The sequence below is a fragment of the Providencia alcalifaciens genome, assembly GCF_915403165.1.
Classification (GTDB): domain Bacteria; phylum Pseudomonadota; class Gammaproteobacteria; order Enterobacterales; family Enterobacteriaceae; genus Providencia; species Providencia alcalifaciens_C.
Map to the genome: position 1 here is coordinate 3255031 of NZ_OU659204.1, position 17350 is coordinate 3272380.

Annotated in this window: 21 protein-coding genes; 13 read left to right on the forward strand and 8 right to left on the reverse strand. The window is 44.1% G+C overall.

Annotated elements, in window-relative coordinates; genetic code table 11:
* Positions 1 to 186: 186 nt before the first annotated feature.
* Positions 187 to 1581: a Do family serine endopeptidase gene (locus LDO73_RS14815; protein ID WP_224061197.1), complete on the forward strand. Its 1395-nt coding sequence runs from the start codon at positions 187 to 189 to the stop codon at positions 1579 to 1581.
* A gap of 131 nt (positions 1582 to 1712) precedes the next feature.
* Positions 1713 to 2777 (forward strand): outer membrane-stress sensor serine endopeptidase DegS, encoded by a 1065-nt coding sequence (degS, locus tag LDO73_RS14820; RefSeq protein WP_224059011.1) that lies wholly within the window; start codon positions 1713 to 1715, stop codon positions 2775 to 2777.
* A 113-nt stretch (positions 2778 to 2890) separates the two neighbouring features.
* Here degS and murA read toward each other — a convergent pair whose 3' ends face one another.
* The 7 genes from murA to mlaF all read right to left on the reverse strand — a co-directional run bounded on the left by murA (position 2891) and on the right by mlaF (position 7680).
* Complete coding sequence (murA, locus tag LDO73_RS14825; protein WP_224059012.1) at positions 2891 to 4153, reverse strand: UDP-N-acetylglucosamine 1-carboxyvinyltransferase; 1263 nt, start codon at positions 4151 to 4153, stop codon at positions 2891 to 2893.
* 54 nt (positions 4154 to 4207) lie between these two features.
* Complete coding sequence (ibaG, locus tag LDO73_RS14830) at positions 4208 to 4462, reverse strand: BolA family iron metabolism protein IbaG (protein ID WP_036956119.1); 255 nt, start codon at positions 4460 to 4462, stop codon at positions 4208 to 4210.
* Positions 4463 to 4599: 137 nt separating this feature from the next.
* Positions 4600 to 4890, reverse strand: a complete 291-nt coding sequence (mlaB, locus tag LDO73_RS14835) for a lipid asymmetry maintenance protein MlaB (protein ID WP_224059014.1) — start codon at positions 4888 to 4890, stop codon at positions 4600 to 4602.
* A gap of 1 nt (position 4891) precedes the next feature.
* Positions 4892 to 5521 carry a phospholipid-binding protein MlaC gene (gene mlaC, locus LDO73_RS14840; RefSeq protein ID WP_224059015.1) on the reverse strand — a complete coding sequence of 210 codons (630 nt, stop codon included), beginning with the start codon at positions 5519 to 5521 and terminating at the stop codon, positions 4892 to 4894.
* Between the two features lie 35 nt (positions 5522 to 5556).
* Positions 5557 to 6084, reverse strand: a complete 528-nt coding sequence (mlaD, locus tag LDO73_RS14845; RefSeq protein WP_224059016.1) for an outer membrane lipid asymmetry maintenance protein MlaD — start codon at positions 6082 to 6084, stop codon at positions 5557 to 5559.
* A gap of 3 nt (positions 6085 to 6087) precedes the next feature.
* Positions 6088 to 6870 carry a lipid asymmetry maintenance ABC transporter permease subunit MlaE gene (gene mlaE / locus LDO73_RS14850; protein WP_224059017.1) on the reverse strand — a complete coding sequence of 261 codons (783 nt, stop codon included), beginning with the start codon at positions 6868 to 6870 and terminating at the stop codon, positions 6088 to 6090.
* 6 nt (positions 6871 to 6876) lie between these two features.
* Complete coding sequence (gene mlaF / locus LDO73_RS14855; protein ID WP_006659099.1) at positions 6877 to 7680, reverse strand: phospholipid ABC transporter ATP-binding protein MlaF; 804 nt, start codon at positions 7678 to 7680, stop codon at positions 6877 to 6879.
* A gap of 401 nt (positions 7681 to 8081) precedes the next feature.
* Here mlaF and kdsD point away from each other — a divergent pair, with 401 nt between their 5' ends.
* The 11 genes from kdsD (at position 8082) to rnk (ending at position 15805) form a co-directional block, all read left to right on the forward strand.
* A complete protein-coding gene (kdsD, locus tag LDO73_RS14860; RefSeq protein ID WP_282560657.1) occupies positions 8082 to 9050 on the forward strand; it encodes an arabinose-5-phosphate isomerase KdsD in 969 nt (322 codons plus the stop codon).
* Between the two features lie 28 nt (positions 9051 to 9078).
* On the forward strand, positions 9079 to 9639 hold the full coding sequence (kdsC, locus tag LDO73_RS14865) for a 3-deoxy-manno-octulosonate-8-phosphatase KdsC (RefSeq protein WP_224059019.1): 561 nt from the start codon (positions 9079 to 9081) through the stop codon (positions 9637 to 9639).
* A 16-nt stretch (positions 9640 to 9655) separates the two neighbouring features.
* Complete coding sequence (gene lptC, locus LDO73_RS14870) at positions 9656 to 10249, forward strand: LPS export ABC transporter periplasmic protein LptC (RefSeq protein ID WP_224059020.1); 594 nt, start codon at positions 9656 to 9658, stop codon at positions 10247 to 10249.
* Positions 10233 to 10790: a lipopolysaccharide ABC transporter substrate-binding protein LptA gene (gene lptA, locus LDO73_RS14875; protein WP_154603453.1), complete on the forward strand. Its 558-nt coding sequence runs from the start codon at positions 10233 to 10235 to the stop codon at positions 10788 to 10790. The genes lptC and lptA overlap by 17 nt, the downstream gene beginning before the upstream one ends.
* A 5-nt stretch (positions 10791 to 10795) precedes the next feature.
* A complete protein-coding gene (gene lptB / locus LDO73_RS14880; protein WP_224059022.1) occupies positions 10796 to 11521 on the forward strand; it encodes an LPS export ABC transporter ATP-binding protein in 726 nt (241 codons plus the stop codon).
* A 64-nt stretch (positions 11522 to 11585) separates the two neighbouring features.
* Positions 11586 to 13031 (forward strand): RNA polymerase factor sigma-54, encoded by a 1446-nt coding sequence (gene rpoN / locus LDO73_RS14885; protein WP_224059023.1) that lies wholly within the window; start codon positions 11586 to 11588, stop codon positions 13029 to 13031.
* A 23-nt stretch (positions 13032 to 13054) separates the two neighbouring features.
* Positions 13055 to 13342 carry a ribosome hibernation promoting factor gene (hpf, locus tag LDO73_RS14890; protein WP_224059025.1) on the forward strand — a complete coding sequence of 96 codons (288 nt, stop codon included), beginning with the start codon at positions 13055 to 13057 and terminating at the stop codon, positions 13340 to 13342.
* An 88-nt stretch (positions 13343 to 13430) separates the two neighbouring features.
* The gene (gene ptsN, locus LDO73_RS14895; RefSeq protein WP_224059039.1) at positions 13431 to 13898 is read left to right on the forward strand and encodes a PTS IIA-like nitrogen regulatory protein PtsN; all 468 of its coding nucleotides are present in this window, start codon (positions 13431 to 13433) and stop codon (positions 13896 to 13898) included.
* Positions 13899 to 14078: 180 nt separating this feature from the next.
* Complete coding sequence (gene rapZ, locus LDO73_RS14900; protein ID WP_036956106.1) at positions 14079 to 14933, forward strand: RNase adapter RapZ; 855 nt, start codon at positions 14079 to 14081, stop codon at positions 14931 to 14933.
* Positions 14930 to 15202, forward strand: coding sequence for a PTS phosphocarrier protein NPr (npr, locus tag LDO73_RS14905; protein ID WP_224059041.1), 273 nt, complete (start codon positions 14930 to 14932; stop codon positions 15200 to 15202). The genes rapZ and npr overlap by 4 nt, the downstream gene beginning before the upstream one ends.
* Positions 15203 to 15394: 192 nt before the next feature.
* Complete coding sequence (rnk, locus tag LDO73_RS14910) at positions 15395 to 15805, forward strand: nucleoside diphosphate kinase regulator (protein WP_006659086.1); 411 nt, start codon at positions 15395 to 15397, stop codon at positions 15803 to 15805.
* A 134-nt stretch (positions 15806 to 15939) separates the two neighbouring features.
* Here the strand turns inward: rnk and pmbA are convergent, their stop codons facing one another.
* Entirely contained in the window at positions 15940 to 17280 is a 1341-nt protein-coding gene (pmbA, locus tag LDO73_RS14915) for a metalloprotease PmbA (protein WP_224059043.1), read from the reverse strand.
* Positions 17281 to 17350 lie beyond the last annotated feature (70 nt).

A 17350-nucleotide genomic window follows, 5' to 3' on the forward strand; every position in this document is an offset into this window, starting at 1 on the left:
AATCGATGTAAAATTGTGGATAAGTACTATCCGCATAGGGAACTTTTCCGCATAATCCGTGGTCATAGTCATCAGTATAATATTATTTGAGACCCCAAAATACCTCCGCCCATATGACCTTAGTGTACCGTTTATAGGTACCATTCATATGAGCTGATATTTTCTATTGAGAGAATCTACGGAATGATGAAAAGAAAAAATTTCTTTCTGACAGCAGTCGCAATGAGTTTAGGTTTAACCCTGTCCACGATCCCAGCAATCAGTAGTGCCGCATTACCGGCCACATTACCTGTAACTGCACAAAGCCAAAACATGCCGAGCTTAGCGCCTATGCTGGAAAAAGTGCTGCCTGCCGTCGTGAATATCCATGTTTCAGGCACCCGTGTACAAAATCAACAAATTCCTGAAGAACTGAAATTCTTCTTTGGTCCAAATGTACCTTCACAACAACAAAGCGTGCGCCCATTTGAAGGTTTAGGTTCTGGCGTCATCATCGATGCGACACAAGGTTATGTTTTAACCAATAATCACGTTATTGATGGTGCTGATAAAATTCAAATTCAGCTCAATGACGGTCGTGAAATTGACGTTAAACTGATTGGTAAAGATCCACAAACTGACATTGCTTTATTAAAAATCAGCAATGCAAAAGATATCAAAAACCTCACCGCAGTTTCTATTGCAGACTCTGATAAACTGCGTGTTGGTGATTTTGCCGTCGCCGTTGGTAACCCATTCGGTTTAGGCCAAACTGCTACATCTGGGATTATCTCTGCGTTAGGTCGTAGCGGATTAAATCTGGAAGGCTTAGAAAACTTTATCCAGACTGACGCCTCAATTAACCGAGGTAACTCTGGTGGCGCTCTGGTTAACTTAAACGGTGAACTGATTGGGATTAACACAGCAATTTTAGCGCCGGGTGGCGGAAATATTGGCATCGGCTTTGCTATCCCGAGCAATATGGCGAAAAGCCTGAGCGAGCAGCTGATTAAACACGGTGAAGTTAAACGCGGAATTTTAGGTATTAAAGGTACAGAGATGAACTCTGATATCGCCAAAGCCTTTAATATCGATGCACAACGTGGTGCCTTCGTCAGTGAAGTCATTCCAAAATCATCAGCGGCAAAAGCAGGCATCAAATCAGGTGACGTTTTAGTTTCCGTTGATGGTAAGCGTATTAATAGCTTCGCTGAATTAAGAGCAAAAATTGGTACCAGCCAGTTAGGCAAAGAAATCACGCTTGGTCTAATCCGTTCAGGCAAACCAATGGAAGTGAAAGTGGTGCTAGAAAGCGATGAAGGTTCTGCAACCAACGCGGAAAAACTGAGTGAGTCCTTATTAGGTGCCACTATTTCCAATGCCGTTGTTAGCAATACCAAAGGGGTGCAAGTTGACAGTGTGGCACCTAAGTCTCCAGCTGCTGCGGTTGGTTTAGCGAAAGGCGACCTGATCTTTGGCGTGAATGACACTCGCGTGGAAAGTATCGACCAATTCCGCAAAATCATCGACAGCAAACCACCCGTATTAGCGATGAAAGTGCTGCGTGGTGGTGAAACTCTCTACCTATTAATGAAAAACTAATTCATTAAGTTACCACACATAAATCAATAAAACGGGTACAGTATCACTCTGCTGTACCCGTTTTTTTATGTTATGCTCAAAGCATCTCTCTGTCTGTCATTTCCACCCTAGCGAACTTGGTAACCTTTAACATGGTCAAAAAGCTGCTTGTGTCTGTCCTGCTTGGATTGGTCACTGCCTCAATCATTATTGTGGCTGTCCCCTCATTGCGCCCACAGGGACTGGCTGATTTACTGTATGGAAAAACCAATAGTGAGCCTGTGAGCTATAACAAAGCCGTACGCCGTGCTGCGCCTGCAGTGGTGTATGTCTATAGCAGTTCTAAGGGAAGTTTTTCCCAATCTGGTCGAGAACTACAATCTCTTGGCTCCGGGGTGATATTAAGCGCTAATGGCTACATAGTGACCAACAAACATGTGGTGGATAACCCTGATCAAATCCTTGTCGCTCTACAAGATGGTGCAATTTTCGATGCGCTTTTAGTCGGCTCAGATCCCCTTACCGACCTCGCAGTCTTAAAAATCGACGCTGAAAACCTCCCTGTTATCCCCATTAATACCAAGCGCATCACCCATGTTGGGGATGTGGTTTTAGCGATTGGAAACCCTTATAACCTTGGACAAACAGTCACCCAAGGGATTATCAGCGCGACAGGTCGTGTCGGGTTAAGCTCCACACGCCGCCAAAATTTCCTGCAAACCGATGCCTCCATTAACTCGGGTAACTCCGGTGGTGCCCTCATCAACACGGAAGGGGAATTGGTTGGTATAAACACACTTTCATTCAGTGCAGGGCAAGGAGTCAGTTCCGAAGGGCTGAGTTTTGCTATCCCAACCGCTCTAGCAACTAAAATCATGGAAAAATTGATCCGTGATGGTCGTGTCGTTCGAGGTTACATCGGCATTACGGCTCGTGAATTACCGCAAATTCGCACAAATACAAATAATATCAACCAAATTCAAGGACTACGGATTTTCCAAGTCTCAGCCAATGGACCTGCTGCAAAATCAGGCATTGAGCAAGGGGATATTATTTTATCTTTAGATGGAAAACCTGCCGTTTCTGCTGCAGAAACGATGGATTATGTCGCCGAAATTCGCCCTGGTACAAAAATTCCTGTTCAGATTTTGCGTGATGGTAACGTACAAAATATCGATATCATGATTGAAGAACTTCCTGAAGGGCAAGCGAACTAAATCCTCAAGTCCCTATATCAAAATAAACCCGAAAAAAAAGGTTGTTCTGATGAAGAACAACCTTTCTTGTTTTTGCGATCTCATTTTTGCAATGATATCAATGCAATCTGGGATTACTCTTCAGATTTAACGCGTTGAATATTGGCACCTAACGCATTTAATTTCGCTTCAATATTTTCATATCCACGATCGATATGATAAATACGGTCAACTGTCGTTGTTCCATCCGCGATACAACCCGCAATCACTAAGCTTGCTGAAGCACGTAAATCTGTTGCCATCACTTGCGCACCAGTAAGCTTTTCAACGCCATGACACACGACAGTATTACTCTCGATATCCGCGTGCGCACCCATACGAATTAATTCAGGAATATGCATAAAACGGTTTTCGAAAATAGTTTCAGTGATAACACCGGTACCTTCAGCCACTAAGTTTAATAGGCTAAATTGAGCTTGCATATCAGTAGGGAAACCAGGATGTGGAGCTGTACGCAACGTAACCGCTTTTGGGCGCTTACCGTGCATATCTAGGCTAATCCAATCTTCACCCGTTTGAACATCAGCCCCAGCTTCACGTAATTTTGCTAGCACCGCATCCAGCGTATCTGGGCGTGCATTGTGGCAAACCACTTTACCGCGAGAAACCGCAGCAGCAATTAAGAATGTGCCTGTTTCAATACGGTCTGGCAGAACACGATACACACCGCCACCTAAACGAGCCACACCTTCAATGACAATGCGGTCAGTTCCTGCACCTGTAATTTTAGCGCCTAACGCATTTAAGAAATTAGCGGTATCTTCAATTTCAGGTTCACGGGCAGCGTTCTCGATGGAGGTTGTTCCTTCAGCAAGCGCTGCGGCTGTCATGATACTGATAGTGGCACCAACGCTCACTTTGTCCATCACGATGTCAGCGCCTTTCAGACGACCATTCACCGTTGCCTTCACATAGCCATCTTCAAGGACAATATTGGCACCTAACTTCTCTAAGCCACTGATATGTAAATCCACTGGACGAGCACCAATGGCACAACCGCCCGGTAGAGAAACTTCACCGTGACCAAAACGCGCAACCAGTGGCGCTAATGCCCAAATAGAGGCACGCATGGTTTTCACCAGATCATACGGCGCACAATATTCAGTCACATTGCTAGCATCAACAAAAATCGAACCATTACGCTCGATTTTGACGCCAAGTTGGCTGAGTAACTTAATTGTAGTATCGATGTCTTTCAGCTTAGGGACATTCTGTAATTCAACTGGTTCTTCAGCCAGTAAAGCAGCGAACAGGATTGGTAGTGCGGCGTTTTTAGCGCCTGAAATAGAGACTTCCCCTTCTAAGCGGGTTGGTCCTTTAACTAAAAATTTATCCATTCTGGTATTCTCGTGTGTCAGATTTTTACAAACTGTTCGCTTACATTTTCAAACTTATAGGCCACTCAGCTTACGATCACGCTCCCACTGCGCTGGGGTATAAGCTTTAATTGAAAGCGCATGAATTCGATTGTCCGCTATATATTCCATTAACGGCGCATAGACTGCTTGCTGCTGTTTAACACGGCTCATGCCGTCAAAAAGGCTGCCAACAGCGATAACTTGAAAATGACTGCCATCGCCATTCACTATCACTTCATCCAGTGACAGCTTTTCCATTAAGACTTGTTTAATTTCGTTGGTATCCATAATGACTCAATTTTGTAATTAATTATGATAATAAATATAGCCATCTATCCTAAAGGATTCAGCTTAACACTTAAACTAAAGAAAACGCTTCTGGCGTATAAAAACACACAGAAGCGCTATTTTTTACATAACTTGACTTAATCCATCAGCAGGGGTTTTACCCCGTACAATTCCATCAAGGTATTCAAATTATCGCTTACACCAACAAGACTAAAACTGCGCTGCTGGGCTTGATACTCCCCTTTTAAGCGCACTAGCATTGCCAGTCCGGTAGAATCCACATGAGTTAAATCAGCGACATCAATGTGCCCAATTTGAGCTAGCAATGCTTGACGCTTATCCCAAAATTCAACCAGAGAATCGCGATTTAAAATACCGGAAAAAGCCAATGTTTTGTTATTTTTCGTCCAAGATAACAGACTACTCATCTTACTTGCTCTCTTCTAACGTAATCGGCACCTGGGCACTACGTTGTAATTGAGCGGTTAACCCATCAATGCCTTGTTTACGCAGAATATCACCCCACTCATTTTGCTTGGTGGTGATCATGCTGACGCCTTCAGCAATCATGTCATACGCCTGCCAGTAACCTGTTTTACTGTTTTTACGCCATTGGAAATCCAAACGTACTGGAGGACGGCCATTAGTGTCATTGATGGTCACACGGATAGCGATAATATTTTTGTCACCAATCGGCTGTTCAGGGGCGATGGTGTACGTTTGACCGTGATACATTGCCAGCGCTTGGCCGTAAACTTGCTCAAGATACGACTCAAATGCTTTAAAATACGCATCGCGCTGCGCTGGGGTAGCATCTTTATAATAAGTGCCTAATACCAACGCGCCCGCATATTTAATTTGCACATATGGCAGTAACTCTTCACGCACAACGGTACGTAAATAATCTGGGTTTTGTTTTATTTGAGGCTGTTGTGCTTTTAAGCGATCGAAAGTTTTCGCTGCGGCTTCTTCCATAAGCTTATACGGGTTAGTTTGATCAATGGCCATCGCAAATGGTGCAACCACTAACATCGCTATCATTATTAAACGTTTAAACATAATTCATTCCTTTTAAGTTCACAGGGAATTATAACTTAGTGGGCGACTGGCTCTGAGGGGGCTGCAACATGTTGTGCAGGTGCAACTCCTTGGCTATCACCACTCTTATACAAGAATTGACCGATTAAATCTTCCAGTACCATAGCCGGTTTAGTGTCTTCTAATCGACCGCCATCTTTTAACATCGCTATCCCCATATCTTCGTCATAAGGGCCGATATTCATGGCAATATACTGTTCACCAAGCAGGCCTGAAGTACGAATTGATAGCGAGCTAGAATCAGGAATGTTGTCGTATTCACTGAGCAAATCGATTTGGACATCTGGAATATAGTTCTTTTTATCTAAAGAAATATTCGCAACTCGCCCTACGACAACGCCACCGACTTTGATTGGAGAGCCAACTTTTAAGCCACCCACGTTTTCAAAAGAGGCGGAAACTCGGTAAGTTGACTGACTACCAATCGATTGTAAATCCGCTACTTTTAAGCAGAGAAACACAATTGCGGCGATCGCCAGCAACATAAAACAACCCACCCATATTTCACTTTTTTTACTTTGCATGACTTAGTTCCCAAACATCAGTGCTGTCAGTACGAAATCTAACCCTAGAACCGATAATGATGCATGCACAACGGTTTTAGTCGTTGCACGGCTAATACCTTCCGAGGTTGGGATTGCATCATAACCATTAAATAGTGCAATCCACGTTACTGTGATTGCAAAGACTAAACTCTTGATAAAACAGTTCACTAAATCGAGTCGCCACTCTACAGAGGACTGCATGGATGACCAGAAGAAGCCGGGGTCAATCCCTTTCCAATCCACACCGACAATGGCTCCACCAATAATACCGACGGCGACAAAGATCAGTGATAACAGCGGCATGCTAATGAGCCCAGCCCAAAATCTTGGGGCGACAACACGGCGCAGAGGATCCACCGCCATCATCTCTAAACTCGAAATCTGCTCAGTGGCTTTCATCAAACCAATTTCTGCGGTTAATGCCGAGCCAGCTCGTCCCGCAAACAACAGCGCTGTGACCACCGGTCCCAGTTCGCGTAATAGTGAAAGTGCGACCATCATGCCAAGGCTGGCTTCTGCACTGAACGTCGTCAGTACCAAATAACCTTGTAAACCGAGCACCATGCCGATAAACAGGCCAGACACCGCCACAATGAGCAGAGACTGAACCCCTACCGAATAAAGCTGTTTAACTAATAGCGGCCACTGCTTGCCAAACTCAGGTTTGCCAAATAGTGCACCAAATAATAAATAGCCTGCTCGACCAAAAGCCGCAAATGTTTCAATCCATCGACGTCCGAAGGCAGCAATCGCCTTAATTATCATGTTCATTTACCCTAATAAATCAGCCGAATAGTCATTGGCAGGAAAGCGGAATGGCACAGGGCCATCGGCAATACCATCCATAAACTGTCTGACGCGCGGATCTTGGTTTTCGCGTAACTCTTCCCCAGTTCCTTTCGCAATAACATGCTGCTGCGCCACAATATACGCTTTATCCGCAATACTTAGCACTTCAGGGACGTCATGGGAAACCACCACGCAGGTTACCCCTAACGCTTGGTTGAGTTCATCAATCAGTTTGACCAAAACGCCCATCGTAATCGGGTCTTGCCCCACAAACGGCTCATCAAACATAATCAGGTCAGGATCCAGAGCGATAGCTCTTGCCAGCGCCGCACGGCGTGCCATTCCCCCTGAAAGTTCTGATGGCATTAATTTTGCGGCTCCGCGTAACCCCACCGCCTCTAATTTCATCATCACCGTCGTATGGATCAATGATTCCGGTAAATTTGTGTGCTCACGCAAAGGGAAAGCCACATTATTGAAAACGTCCATATCGGTAAACAAGGCACCGGATTGGAATAACATGCTCATTTTTTTACGTGATTGGTATAACTTAGAACGAGACAGCGCAGGAATATTATCCCCATCAAACCAGATTTCCCCTTCCTCTGGGCGCAGTTGTCCGCCAATCAGTCTTAGCAATGTGGTTTTACCAATCCCTGAAGGCCCCATAATCGCAGTAATTTTACCACGAGGCACAGTTAGGTTAATATTTTCAAATATTTTCCTATTGCCCCGTGTAAATGACATGTTTTTGACTTCGATTAAGTTCTCTGTCTGTGCTTGCATCGTTTAATAGCTCGTTATAGGTCAAACTATGATTCTGCCTAAATAAATTCAGGGTTTTACAGAAACATAAACCAAATAGTATTAACTAATATTTTACCTAATTAATAGAAGATAGCTCTTAGAAATTTATATATCCAACCATAAGGGTAAGAGAATTAAAAAAATTTTTTTTGGGCATCGGTGCTGTTAAACCTTAAAAGGCTCTTTTGAGCTCAAATCGCTAATAGAGACTCATAACTATCACATTCATAATAACTATGACATTCATAAAAGCTTAGAGACAAAATACTTACTGATACTAAGTATTCGTTATACAATCCGATTTCTCTTTTTTGATCTAACCGAAACTTTGGATCCAACCGACACTTTTGATTCACCCGAAAACACACATGGAATTAGACATGTCAAATATCGATTTTCAGAAAGTAGGTAAAGAAGTTCTCCATATCGAACGCGAAGGTCTGAAAAACCTAGAACAATATATTAATCATGACTTTGACCTTGCTTGTCAGCAAATCTTTGCTTGTCAGGGAAAAGTGGTCGTTATGGGAATGGGGAAATCAGGGCATATTGGACGGAAAATTGCGGCGACGCTTGCCAGCACAGGAACGCCTTCATTTTTCGTGCATCCCGGAGAAGCCAGCCATGGCGATTTAGGGATGATCTCCAATAAAGACGTTGTATTAGCCATTTCAAACTCTGGTGAATCCGGGGAAATTTTAGCCCTACTGCCTGTGTTAAAGCGTATCAAAGTTCCATTGATCTGCATGACCAATAACCCGGACAGTAACATGGGCAAATATGCTGATATCCACTTATGCATAAAAGTACCGCAAGAAGCCTGCCCGCTAGGTTTAGCACCAACAACAAGCACCACGGCAACATTAGTGATGGGCGATGCGTTAGCCATTGCATTATTAACCGCCCGCGGCTTCACAGCTGATGATTTTGCGCTGTCTCATCCTGGGGGCGCACTTGGGCGCAAACTTTTACTCTTAGTTCGTGATTTAATGAGTACCGGTGACGATGTCCCTCATATTCCGAAAAGTGCCTCATTACGCGAAGCCCTTGTGGAAATTACCCGTAAAAAGCTGGGTATGACCGTCATTTGTGATGACGACATGAATATTCAAGGGATTTTCACGGATGGGGATTTACGCCGCATTTTTGATATGGGCATCGACCTCAACAATGCCAAAATTGCCGATTTAATGACGCCGGGCGGTATTCGAGTCGCGCCGGGCATGCTAGCTGTTGAAGCGCTGAACCTGATGCAATCTCGCCATGTCACGTCGTTATTAGTGGCGGATGGCGACCAATTAGTGGGTGTTCTCCATATGCACGACCTACTACAAGCGGGTGTGGTATAAGTCGAAAAGTATACATAAAGGAAATAGAATGAACCCTAATTATCAGAATACTTGCTATGGGTCTGTAGCGAATTCTGTGATAGAAAAAGCGACTAAAATTAAACTGCTTATCTGTGATGTCGATGGCGTGATGTCCGACGGTTTAATTTACATGGGGAATAATGGCGAAGAGTTAAAAGCCTTTAATGTCCGCGATGGATATGGCATTCGCTGCCTATTAACCTCAGGTATTGAAGTCGCTATTATCACCGGGCGCAAAGCCAAATTGCTGGAAGACAGAGCCCAAACGTTAGGTATTACATATCTTTACCAAGGACAAAGCGATAAGCTTTTGGCGTATCGCGAACTGTTAGATAAACTACAACTAACAGAAGAGCAAACGGCTTACATTGGTGATGACCTCATTGATTGGCCCGTGATGGCAAAAGTTGGGTTATCCGTTGCAGTTGCTGATGCACACCCATTGTTATTACCTAAAGCAGACTATGTAACGCATATTGGTGGCGGAAAAGGTGCAGTACGTGAACTTTGCGACCTTATTTTGTTATCCCAAGATAAACTGGAAGAAGCTAAAGGCTTGTCGATTTAAAGAATAGATATCATTCATGAGCAACGCAAAAAAGTGGTTAATCATTGTTTTATCCCTCATTGTACTGGGGCTAATTGGTTGGAACTTTTCGGTTTACGACGACTCCAAACCATTAACAACAGAAATCAATGACGGGAAACCTAATTATCAAACTGATGATTCGGTGACTTTCGTCTATAATCCCGCAGGGGATTTAGCCTATAAACTCGCAGCGAGCAAAGTTGATAATTATACCGATGGGAAAATCACATGGTTTACCAATCCGGTATTAACCACTTATAACGATGCGGGTATGCCGACTTGGACGGTGAAATCCATTAAAGCAAGATTAACCAAAGAGCGCGTGCTCTACCTGTATAGCGATGTTCAAGTTAACAGTTTGACCCCTGAGCCTCAAATCCAGCGTATTACCACAGATAATGCAGTGGTCAATCTAGTCACACAAGATGTTTCATCTGACGATAAAGTTACCATTATCGGACACGGGCTAAATTCAACGGGCTTGAAAATGAAGGGGAACCTTCGTACAAGAACCGCTGAATTAATTGAAGATGTTAAAACTCACTATGAGTTACAACCAAAAGAGCAACACAATGAATCAAGTAACTAAGAAAAGTTTTATTCAAGGGGCTGTTGCAAGTGCAATTTTGGCCCTTAGCCTACCGGCAATGGCACTGAAAACAGATACCCAACAACCGATGACCATTAACTCGGTTAAGCAATCTCTTGATTTAGAAAAAAATATCACCACATTTACTGATGACGTTGTTATCAAGCAAGGTTCCATTGATATTCGTGCCAACAAAGTTGTTGTGACGCGTCCAAGCAGCGATTCCGATAAAATCGTCATTGAAGCATTTGGTACGCCAGTGACTTTCTTCCAGTTACAAGACGATGGCAAGCCAATTAAAGGTCACGCGTCCAAAGCGCGTTATGAAGTCGATCAGCAGCTGGTTACATTAACGGGTGATGCCTACCTTGAGCAGCTCGATAGCAATATCAAAGGTGATAAGATCACTTACGTCGTTCCAACGCAAAAAATGGAAGCGTTCAGCGATAAAGGCAAGCGCGTGACGACTGTCTTATTACCAGCACAGTTACAAGAGAAAGGCCCAGCAGCGCAGGGTTCATCAACAAGTAAGAGTAAATAATTGTTATGGCAACACTAACCGCAGAGAATCTGGCGAAATCCTATAAAAAACGCAGCGTAGTCACTGACGTCAGCCTTGAAGTGAAATCAGGGGAAATCGTCGGTCTCTTAGGCCCTAACGGTGCGGGTAAAACGACCACTTTTTATATGGTAGTCGGCATTGTTCAGCGGGATGCTGGTAAAATTTTAATTGATGGGGAAGATATTAGCTTACTGCCTCTGCATGAGCGCGCTCGTCGTGGTATTGGCTACCTCCCTCAAGAAGCGTCTATTTTCCGCCGCCTCAGCGTGTATGACAACCTGATGGCAGTGTTAGAAATTCGCCCAGACTTAACCTCACAACAGCGCAAAGAGCGCGCTGAAGAGCTGATGGAAGAGTTCAATATTACCCACTTGCGTGATAGCGTAGGTCAGTCACTGTCTGGTGGTGAACGTCGCCGTGTGGAAATTGCACGCGCCCTCGCTGCTAATCCAAAATTTATCCTGTTAGATGAGCCGTTTGCTGGGGTTGACCCGATTTCCGTTTTGGATATCAAAAAAATCATCCAACACTTGCGCGACTATGGGCTAGGCGTATTAATCACCGACCATAACGTCCGTGAAACTCTCGATGTTTGTGAACGTGCTTACATTGTCAGCCAAGGGCACTTGATTGCTCACGGCTCGCCGGAGATGATCCTTGAAAACGAGCAAGTGAAACGAGTTTATTTGGGTGAAGGCTTTAGACTGTAGTATTTGTCTTGTTGGTTGTCATGATATTGGTTGTGTAAGCGGTAATGGAGAATAAAGCACATTCATGAAGCAAAGTTTGCAGCTCAGAATCAGTCAACAACTTGCAATGACGCCTCAATTGCAACAGGCCATCCGCCTGTTGCAATTATCCACACTTGAGCTTCAACAAGAAATTCAACTCGCCCTTGAAACCAACCCTTTGCTCGAACAAGAAGAATCATCCTCTGAGCAAGAAAATTTAGATAGCCTAAGCAACGACACTGACAGCAGCGAAATCGATACCAAAGATGCCCTTGAAAAAGCGGATATGCCCGATGAGCTTCCGCTAGATGCTGATTGGGATGAAATCTATACGGCAGGCACCCCCTCAGGAACGAGTAACGACTACAGCTTCGATGAACTTCCTGTTTACCAAGGGGAAACCACCCAAACACTGCAAGATTATCTAATCTGGCAAGCGGATCTGACTCCGTTTACCGATACCGACCGCGCGATTGCAACCTCAATTATCGATTCGATTGATGATTCAGGCTATCTCACAAGCTCAATCAGCGAGATCCACGAAGGGATTGATGACCCCGATATCACCTTAGAAGAGGTGGTTGCCGTTTTAAAACGTATTCAGCATTTTGACCCATTAGGGGTAGCTGCACAGGATCTCAAAGAGTGTTTGCTGACTCAGCTCTCTTTATACCCAAAAGAGACAATTGGCCTACAAGAAGCTAGACTGATTATTAGTAATCATATTGATTTACTGGCAAATCGTGATTTTCGTCAACTGAGCAAACTGACCCGCTTAAAAGAAGATGCACTGAAAACGGCAATTGACCTGATCCTCACGCTAAATCCCAAACCAGGGCAGTCAATCAATACGGGTGAATCGGAATATGTTATTCCCGATGTGCTGGTGAAAAAAGTCGGTGGGCACTGGCAAGTTGAGTTAAATACAGATAGCATCCCTAAGTTAAGCATCAATAATCATTATGCTTCAATGGCAAATAATTCAGCCAGCGAAAGTGACACGCAATATATTCGCAGCCACTTGCAGGATGCGAAATGGCTGATTAAAAGCTTAGAGAGCCGCCATGAAACATTACTCAAAGTGGCGACCTGTATTGTTGAGCAACAACAAGAATTTTTTGAGTTAGGTGAAGAGTACATGAAACCGATGATTTTGGCAGACATTGCCTATCAGGTGGACATGCATGAATCGACTATCTCCCGTGTGACAACCCAAAAATTCCTGCATAGTCCACGAGGCATTTTTGAGTTGAAGTATTTTTTCTCCAGTCACGTCAGCACGGACACTGGGGGAGAAGCCTCCTCCACTGCGATTCGTGCACTGGTGAAGAAGCTGGTTGCTGCGGAAAACCCTGCAAAACCATTGAGTGACAGTAAATTGACGAGTATGCTGGCAGAGCAAGGTATACAAGTTGCTCGTCGAACTGTTGCTAAGTATCGTGAGTCATTATCTATTCCGCCATCAAATCAACGTAAACAGTTGGTTTAACCCAATAATATAAGGAAGATTGTATGGAATTTCAGATTACTGGACACAATATTGAAGTTACACCGGCATTGCGCGAAACGGTTGAGAAAAAACTCAAGAAATTAGAGCAATTGTTTGATCGTATTAACAATATCCAAGTTGTTCTGAAAGTGGAAAAAGTTCAGCAAATTGCTGAAGCCACCCTGCAACTCAACGGCGCAGAACTTCACGCATCAGCGGAAGACGACGATATGTACGCGGCACTTGATTTACTCCTTGATAAGCTGTCACGCCAATTAACCAAACATAAAGAAAAACTGAGACAACACTAATACATTTAGCCAGTCGTTGACTGATTAATGTTCTGAACCAGATGGTGGCATACATCATCTGGTTTTGTAGTCCTAAGTGAATAATAAAATGAATAGTGATATAGAAATCCAATTAAGCGATGTTTTATCTGCCAGTTGCACACGTAATAATTTAGTTTGCACCAGTAAGAAGAGAGCATTAGAAATTATTAGTGAGTTAGCAGCCGCCGAGTTGGAATTACCGGAAAATACGGTATTTGAAGCGTTACTAACCAGAGAAAAAGTTGGCACCACGGGTATTGGTGGTGGGATTGCAATCCCTCATGGCAAACTCAATGAAGGCGAAAGTGCACGCGCCGCTGGCGTGTTTTTACATTTAGAAGAACCCATTGCGTTTGATGCGATTGATAACCAACCTGTTGATCTGCTTTTTGCATTACTTGTTCCATCGGATCAATGTAAAACTCACTTACATACTTTGTCTCTTATTGCTAAAAAATTAGCGGACAAAACATTCTGTAAGCGTCTGCGCAGTGCGAAAAGTGACGAAGAGTTATACCAGATCATCATTGAGTAAGTAATAACTAATATGTGTTGATGCCAGCCTAATGATATTGTTATGATTTCTTTCATTCTGTATCGTAAAACACCGCAAAATGCAAAATAGTCAGACGTGTTTGATCAATTAGAAATGTGTGATCAGTGAGAAATCGATCATTAAGATATAAATCCTTAAGAGACAGAAGGGAGTTAGCTCATGGTGCTGATGATTGTCAGCGGCCGTTCCGGTTCGGGAAAATCCGTTGCCCTACGCGCGCTGGAAGATATGGGTTTCTATTGTGTGGATAACCTTCCGGTAGTTTTACTGCCGGAATTAGCTAATTCACTTGCCGATCGCAATATTTCTGCGGCCGTGAGCATTGACGTGCGTAATATGCCCGACAATCCAGAAGTGTTCGAAGAAGCGATTGATAAACTGCCATCAACCTTCTCCCCACAACTGCTATTTCTGGATGCGGATCGCAACACATTAATTCGTCGTTACAGCGATACCCGTCGATTACACCCACTTTCAAGTAAAAATTTATCCTTAGAAAGTGCCATCGATGAAGAAAACGAGCTATTAGAGCCGCTACGCTCCCGTGCTGACTTGGTCATTGATACCTCAGAAATGTCAGTGCACGAATTAGCGGAAATGCTCAGAACTCGCTTAATGGGCAAACGCGAGCGCGAGCTGACTATGGTGTTTGAGTCCTTCGGTTTCAAACACGGTATCCCAATTGATGCTGACTACGTTTTCGATGTGCGCTTTTTACCAAACCCACACTGGGATCCTAAACTGCGCCCAATGACCGGTTTAGATCGTCCTGTTGCGGCCTTCTTAGATAGACACACAGAGGTTCATAACTTTATTTACCAGACTCGTAGTTACTTAGAGTTATGGTTGCCGATGTTAGAAACCAATAACCGTAGCTATCTCACCGTCGCCATCGGCTGTACAGGAGGGAAACACCGTTCGGTATATGTTGCAGAACAGCTGGCTGATTATTTCCGCTCCCGTGGGAAAAACGTCCAGTCACGCCACAGAACGTTGGAAAAACGCAAGCAATGACCGTCAAAGCGACGATTACACTGAAAAACCGTCTTGGTATGCATGCTAGACCAGCGATGCTTCTCTATGATTTAGTTAAACAATTTAGCTCTAGAGTCATTTTAAAAAATGACAGTCAAATTGAGGCCGAGGCGGATAGCGTTATTGCGATGTTGATGTTAGACTCGGAACAAGGTAGTAAAATTGATATCGAGGTTAGCGGACCCGATGAAGATTTGGCGTTATCCGCAATCATTAAACTGTTTGAAAGTGGATTTGACGAAGAGTAGTTCAACTCATTACATCTTAGCGAACAGAGCGATATACACGGTTTTACACGCATAGGCACCGAGTTCGTGATCCCGATCTCTTCCCTTTAATGCCTATAGCGCCTAATATTTTACATAATCTATTTTCTAGCAAACACCCCCTGCCTTCTGGGTGGGGGGTGTTTGCTTTGTATGTCCCTATTGGAGTGTGGTATGACAAAGCCAACAATTATTATCAATGATTTAGATGCAGAACGCTTAGATGCACTGATGGAGCAAGCCGCTTACGCGGGTACGCCTGTTGCTGAAGCACTCAACGACGAATTAGACCGCGCAGATATCGTCTCTCCACAAGAGATCCCTGCAGATGTGGTCACGATGAACAGCACTGTTCGTTTCTTAGATTTAATCAGTAACGAAGAGCGCACACGCACACTGGTTTATCCTGCCTCTCTCAAAGATAGTGCAGAACAACTGTCCGTGATGGCACCAATCGGTGCAGCGTTATTAGGTTTACATGTTAACGACGAAATTAGCTGGGCACTGCCAAACGGCGTAGAAACCCGTGTTCGTGTGTTAGAAATTGTTTATCAACCTGAAGCGGCTGGCGAGTTCCATCGCTAGTTGCGATGCTCAACAAGAGAAAGAAGACTAGCCGAAAAAAGTTTCCATCAAGAAACTCTCATTAGTCTTCAGGCGGTATTCAGGCACTCATTGAGTGCCTTTTTGCTATTTAGAGCTTATTGAATAACTACAAATTACTGCCCTGCAATACTCATTTCAGGGATCAACACAGAACCACACTGAATATTGCTGCGCGTTTCGATATCATCGGCGATAGTCACCATGTTCATCCACATATCCTTTAAATTACCCGCAATAGTAATTTCGCTCACCGGATACTGAATTTCGCCATTTTCTACCCAAAAACCAGATGCACCACGGGAATAATCCCCCGTAATCCCACTCACACCCTGCCCCATCAGCTCAGTAACCACTAAACCTGTGCCCATTTGCTTCAACAAAGCGTCAAATGATAAGCCTTGCCCTTCAATGCGCCAGTTATGGATCCCGCCCGCATGACCCGTGCTTTGCAGTCCCAGTTTACGTGCAGAATAACTGGTCATTAGCCATGTTTGCAGAACGCCATTTTCCACAATATTGCGCTCGATGGTGCGCACACCTTCACTGTCAAATGGGGATGAGGCTAAACCGCCCATTAAGTGTGGTTGCTCATTGATGGTTAACCAGCTTGGTAAAATTTGTTTGCCAAGGCTATCCATTAAGAATGATGATTTACGGTAAATGCTGCTGCCGCTGATAGCACCAACTAAATGACCAAATAACCCTGTTGCCACTTCTGAGGCAAAAATAACGGGGGCTTTCATTGTTGGCAATTTACGCGGTGATAAGCGAGATAATGTACGGCGGGCACATTCTTGGCCTACCCACTCAGGGGATTTTAATGCCTGCATGCTACGTGCGATGGTGTATGCATAATCACGCTCCATTGCGCCACTTTGCTCGGCGATCACGCAGCTCGACATCGAATAACGGCTAGAACTGTAACTCTTTAATAGACCAAGAGAGTTACCAAAGACACGGATACCATAGTGCCCATTGAAGCTACCGCCTTCCGTATTCACAATGCGTGAATCTGCATTTAATGCGGTCATTTCTGCAATCGATGCCAGTTTGATTGCTTCCTCAGGGGAAAGCTCCGTAGCTTGGAACAAGTTTAAATCCGGTGCATCAAATGCCAGTAATGATTTTTCAGCAGGGCCTGCGCATGGGTCTTCAGAGGTGTAATTCGCAATATCAATCGCAGCTTGAACAGTACGCTCAATCGCTTCGTCGCTTAAATCCGTTGAAGACGCACTGCCTTTGCGCTGTTTATGGTAAACCGTGATCCCAAGCGCCCCATCACTGTTAAATTCCACATTCTCCACGTCACCTTGGCGAGTACTCACGCTAATGCCAGTACTTTTATTGACTGCGACTTCAGCGCCATCACAACGGCTTTTGGCGAATTCCAATGCGTGGGCGACGGCTTGTTCTAATTGTTTACGTTGTTCGGCAACTTGTTCAGTAACACTCATGCATTTTATCCAATAAAGAGGGGAAAAGTGATTTTCTACCTCGACATATCAATGTCAGGTAGTCATAAGG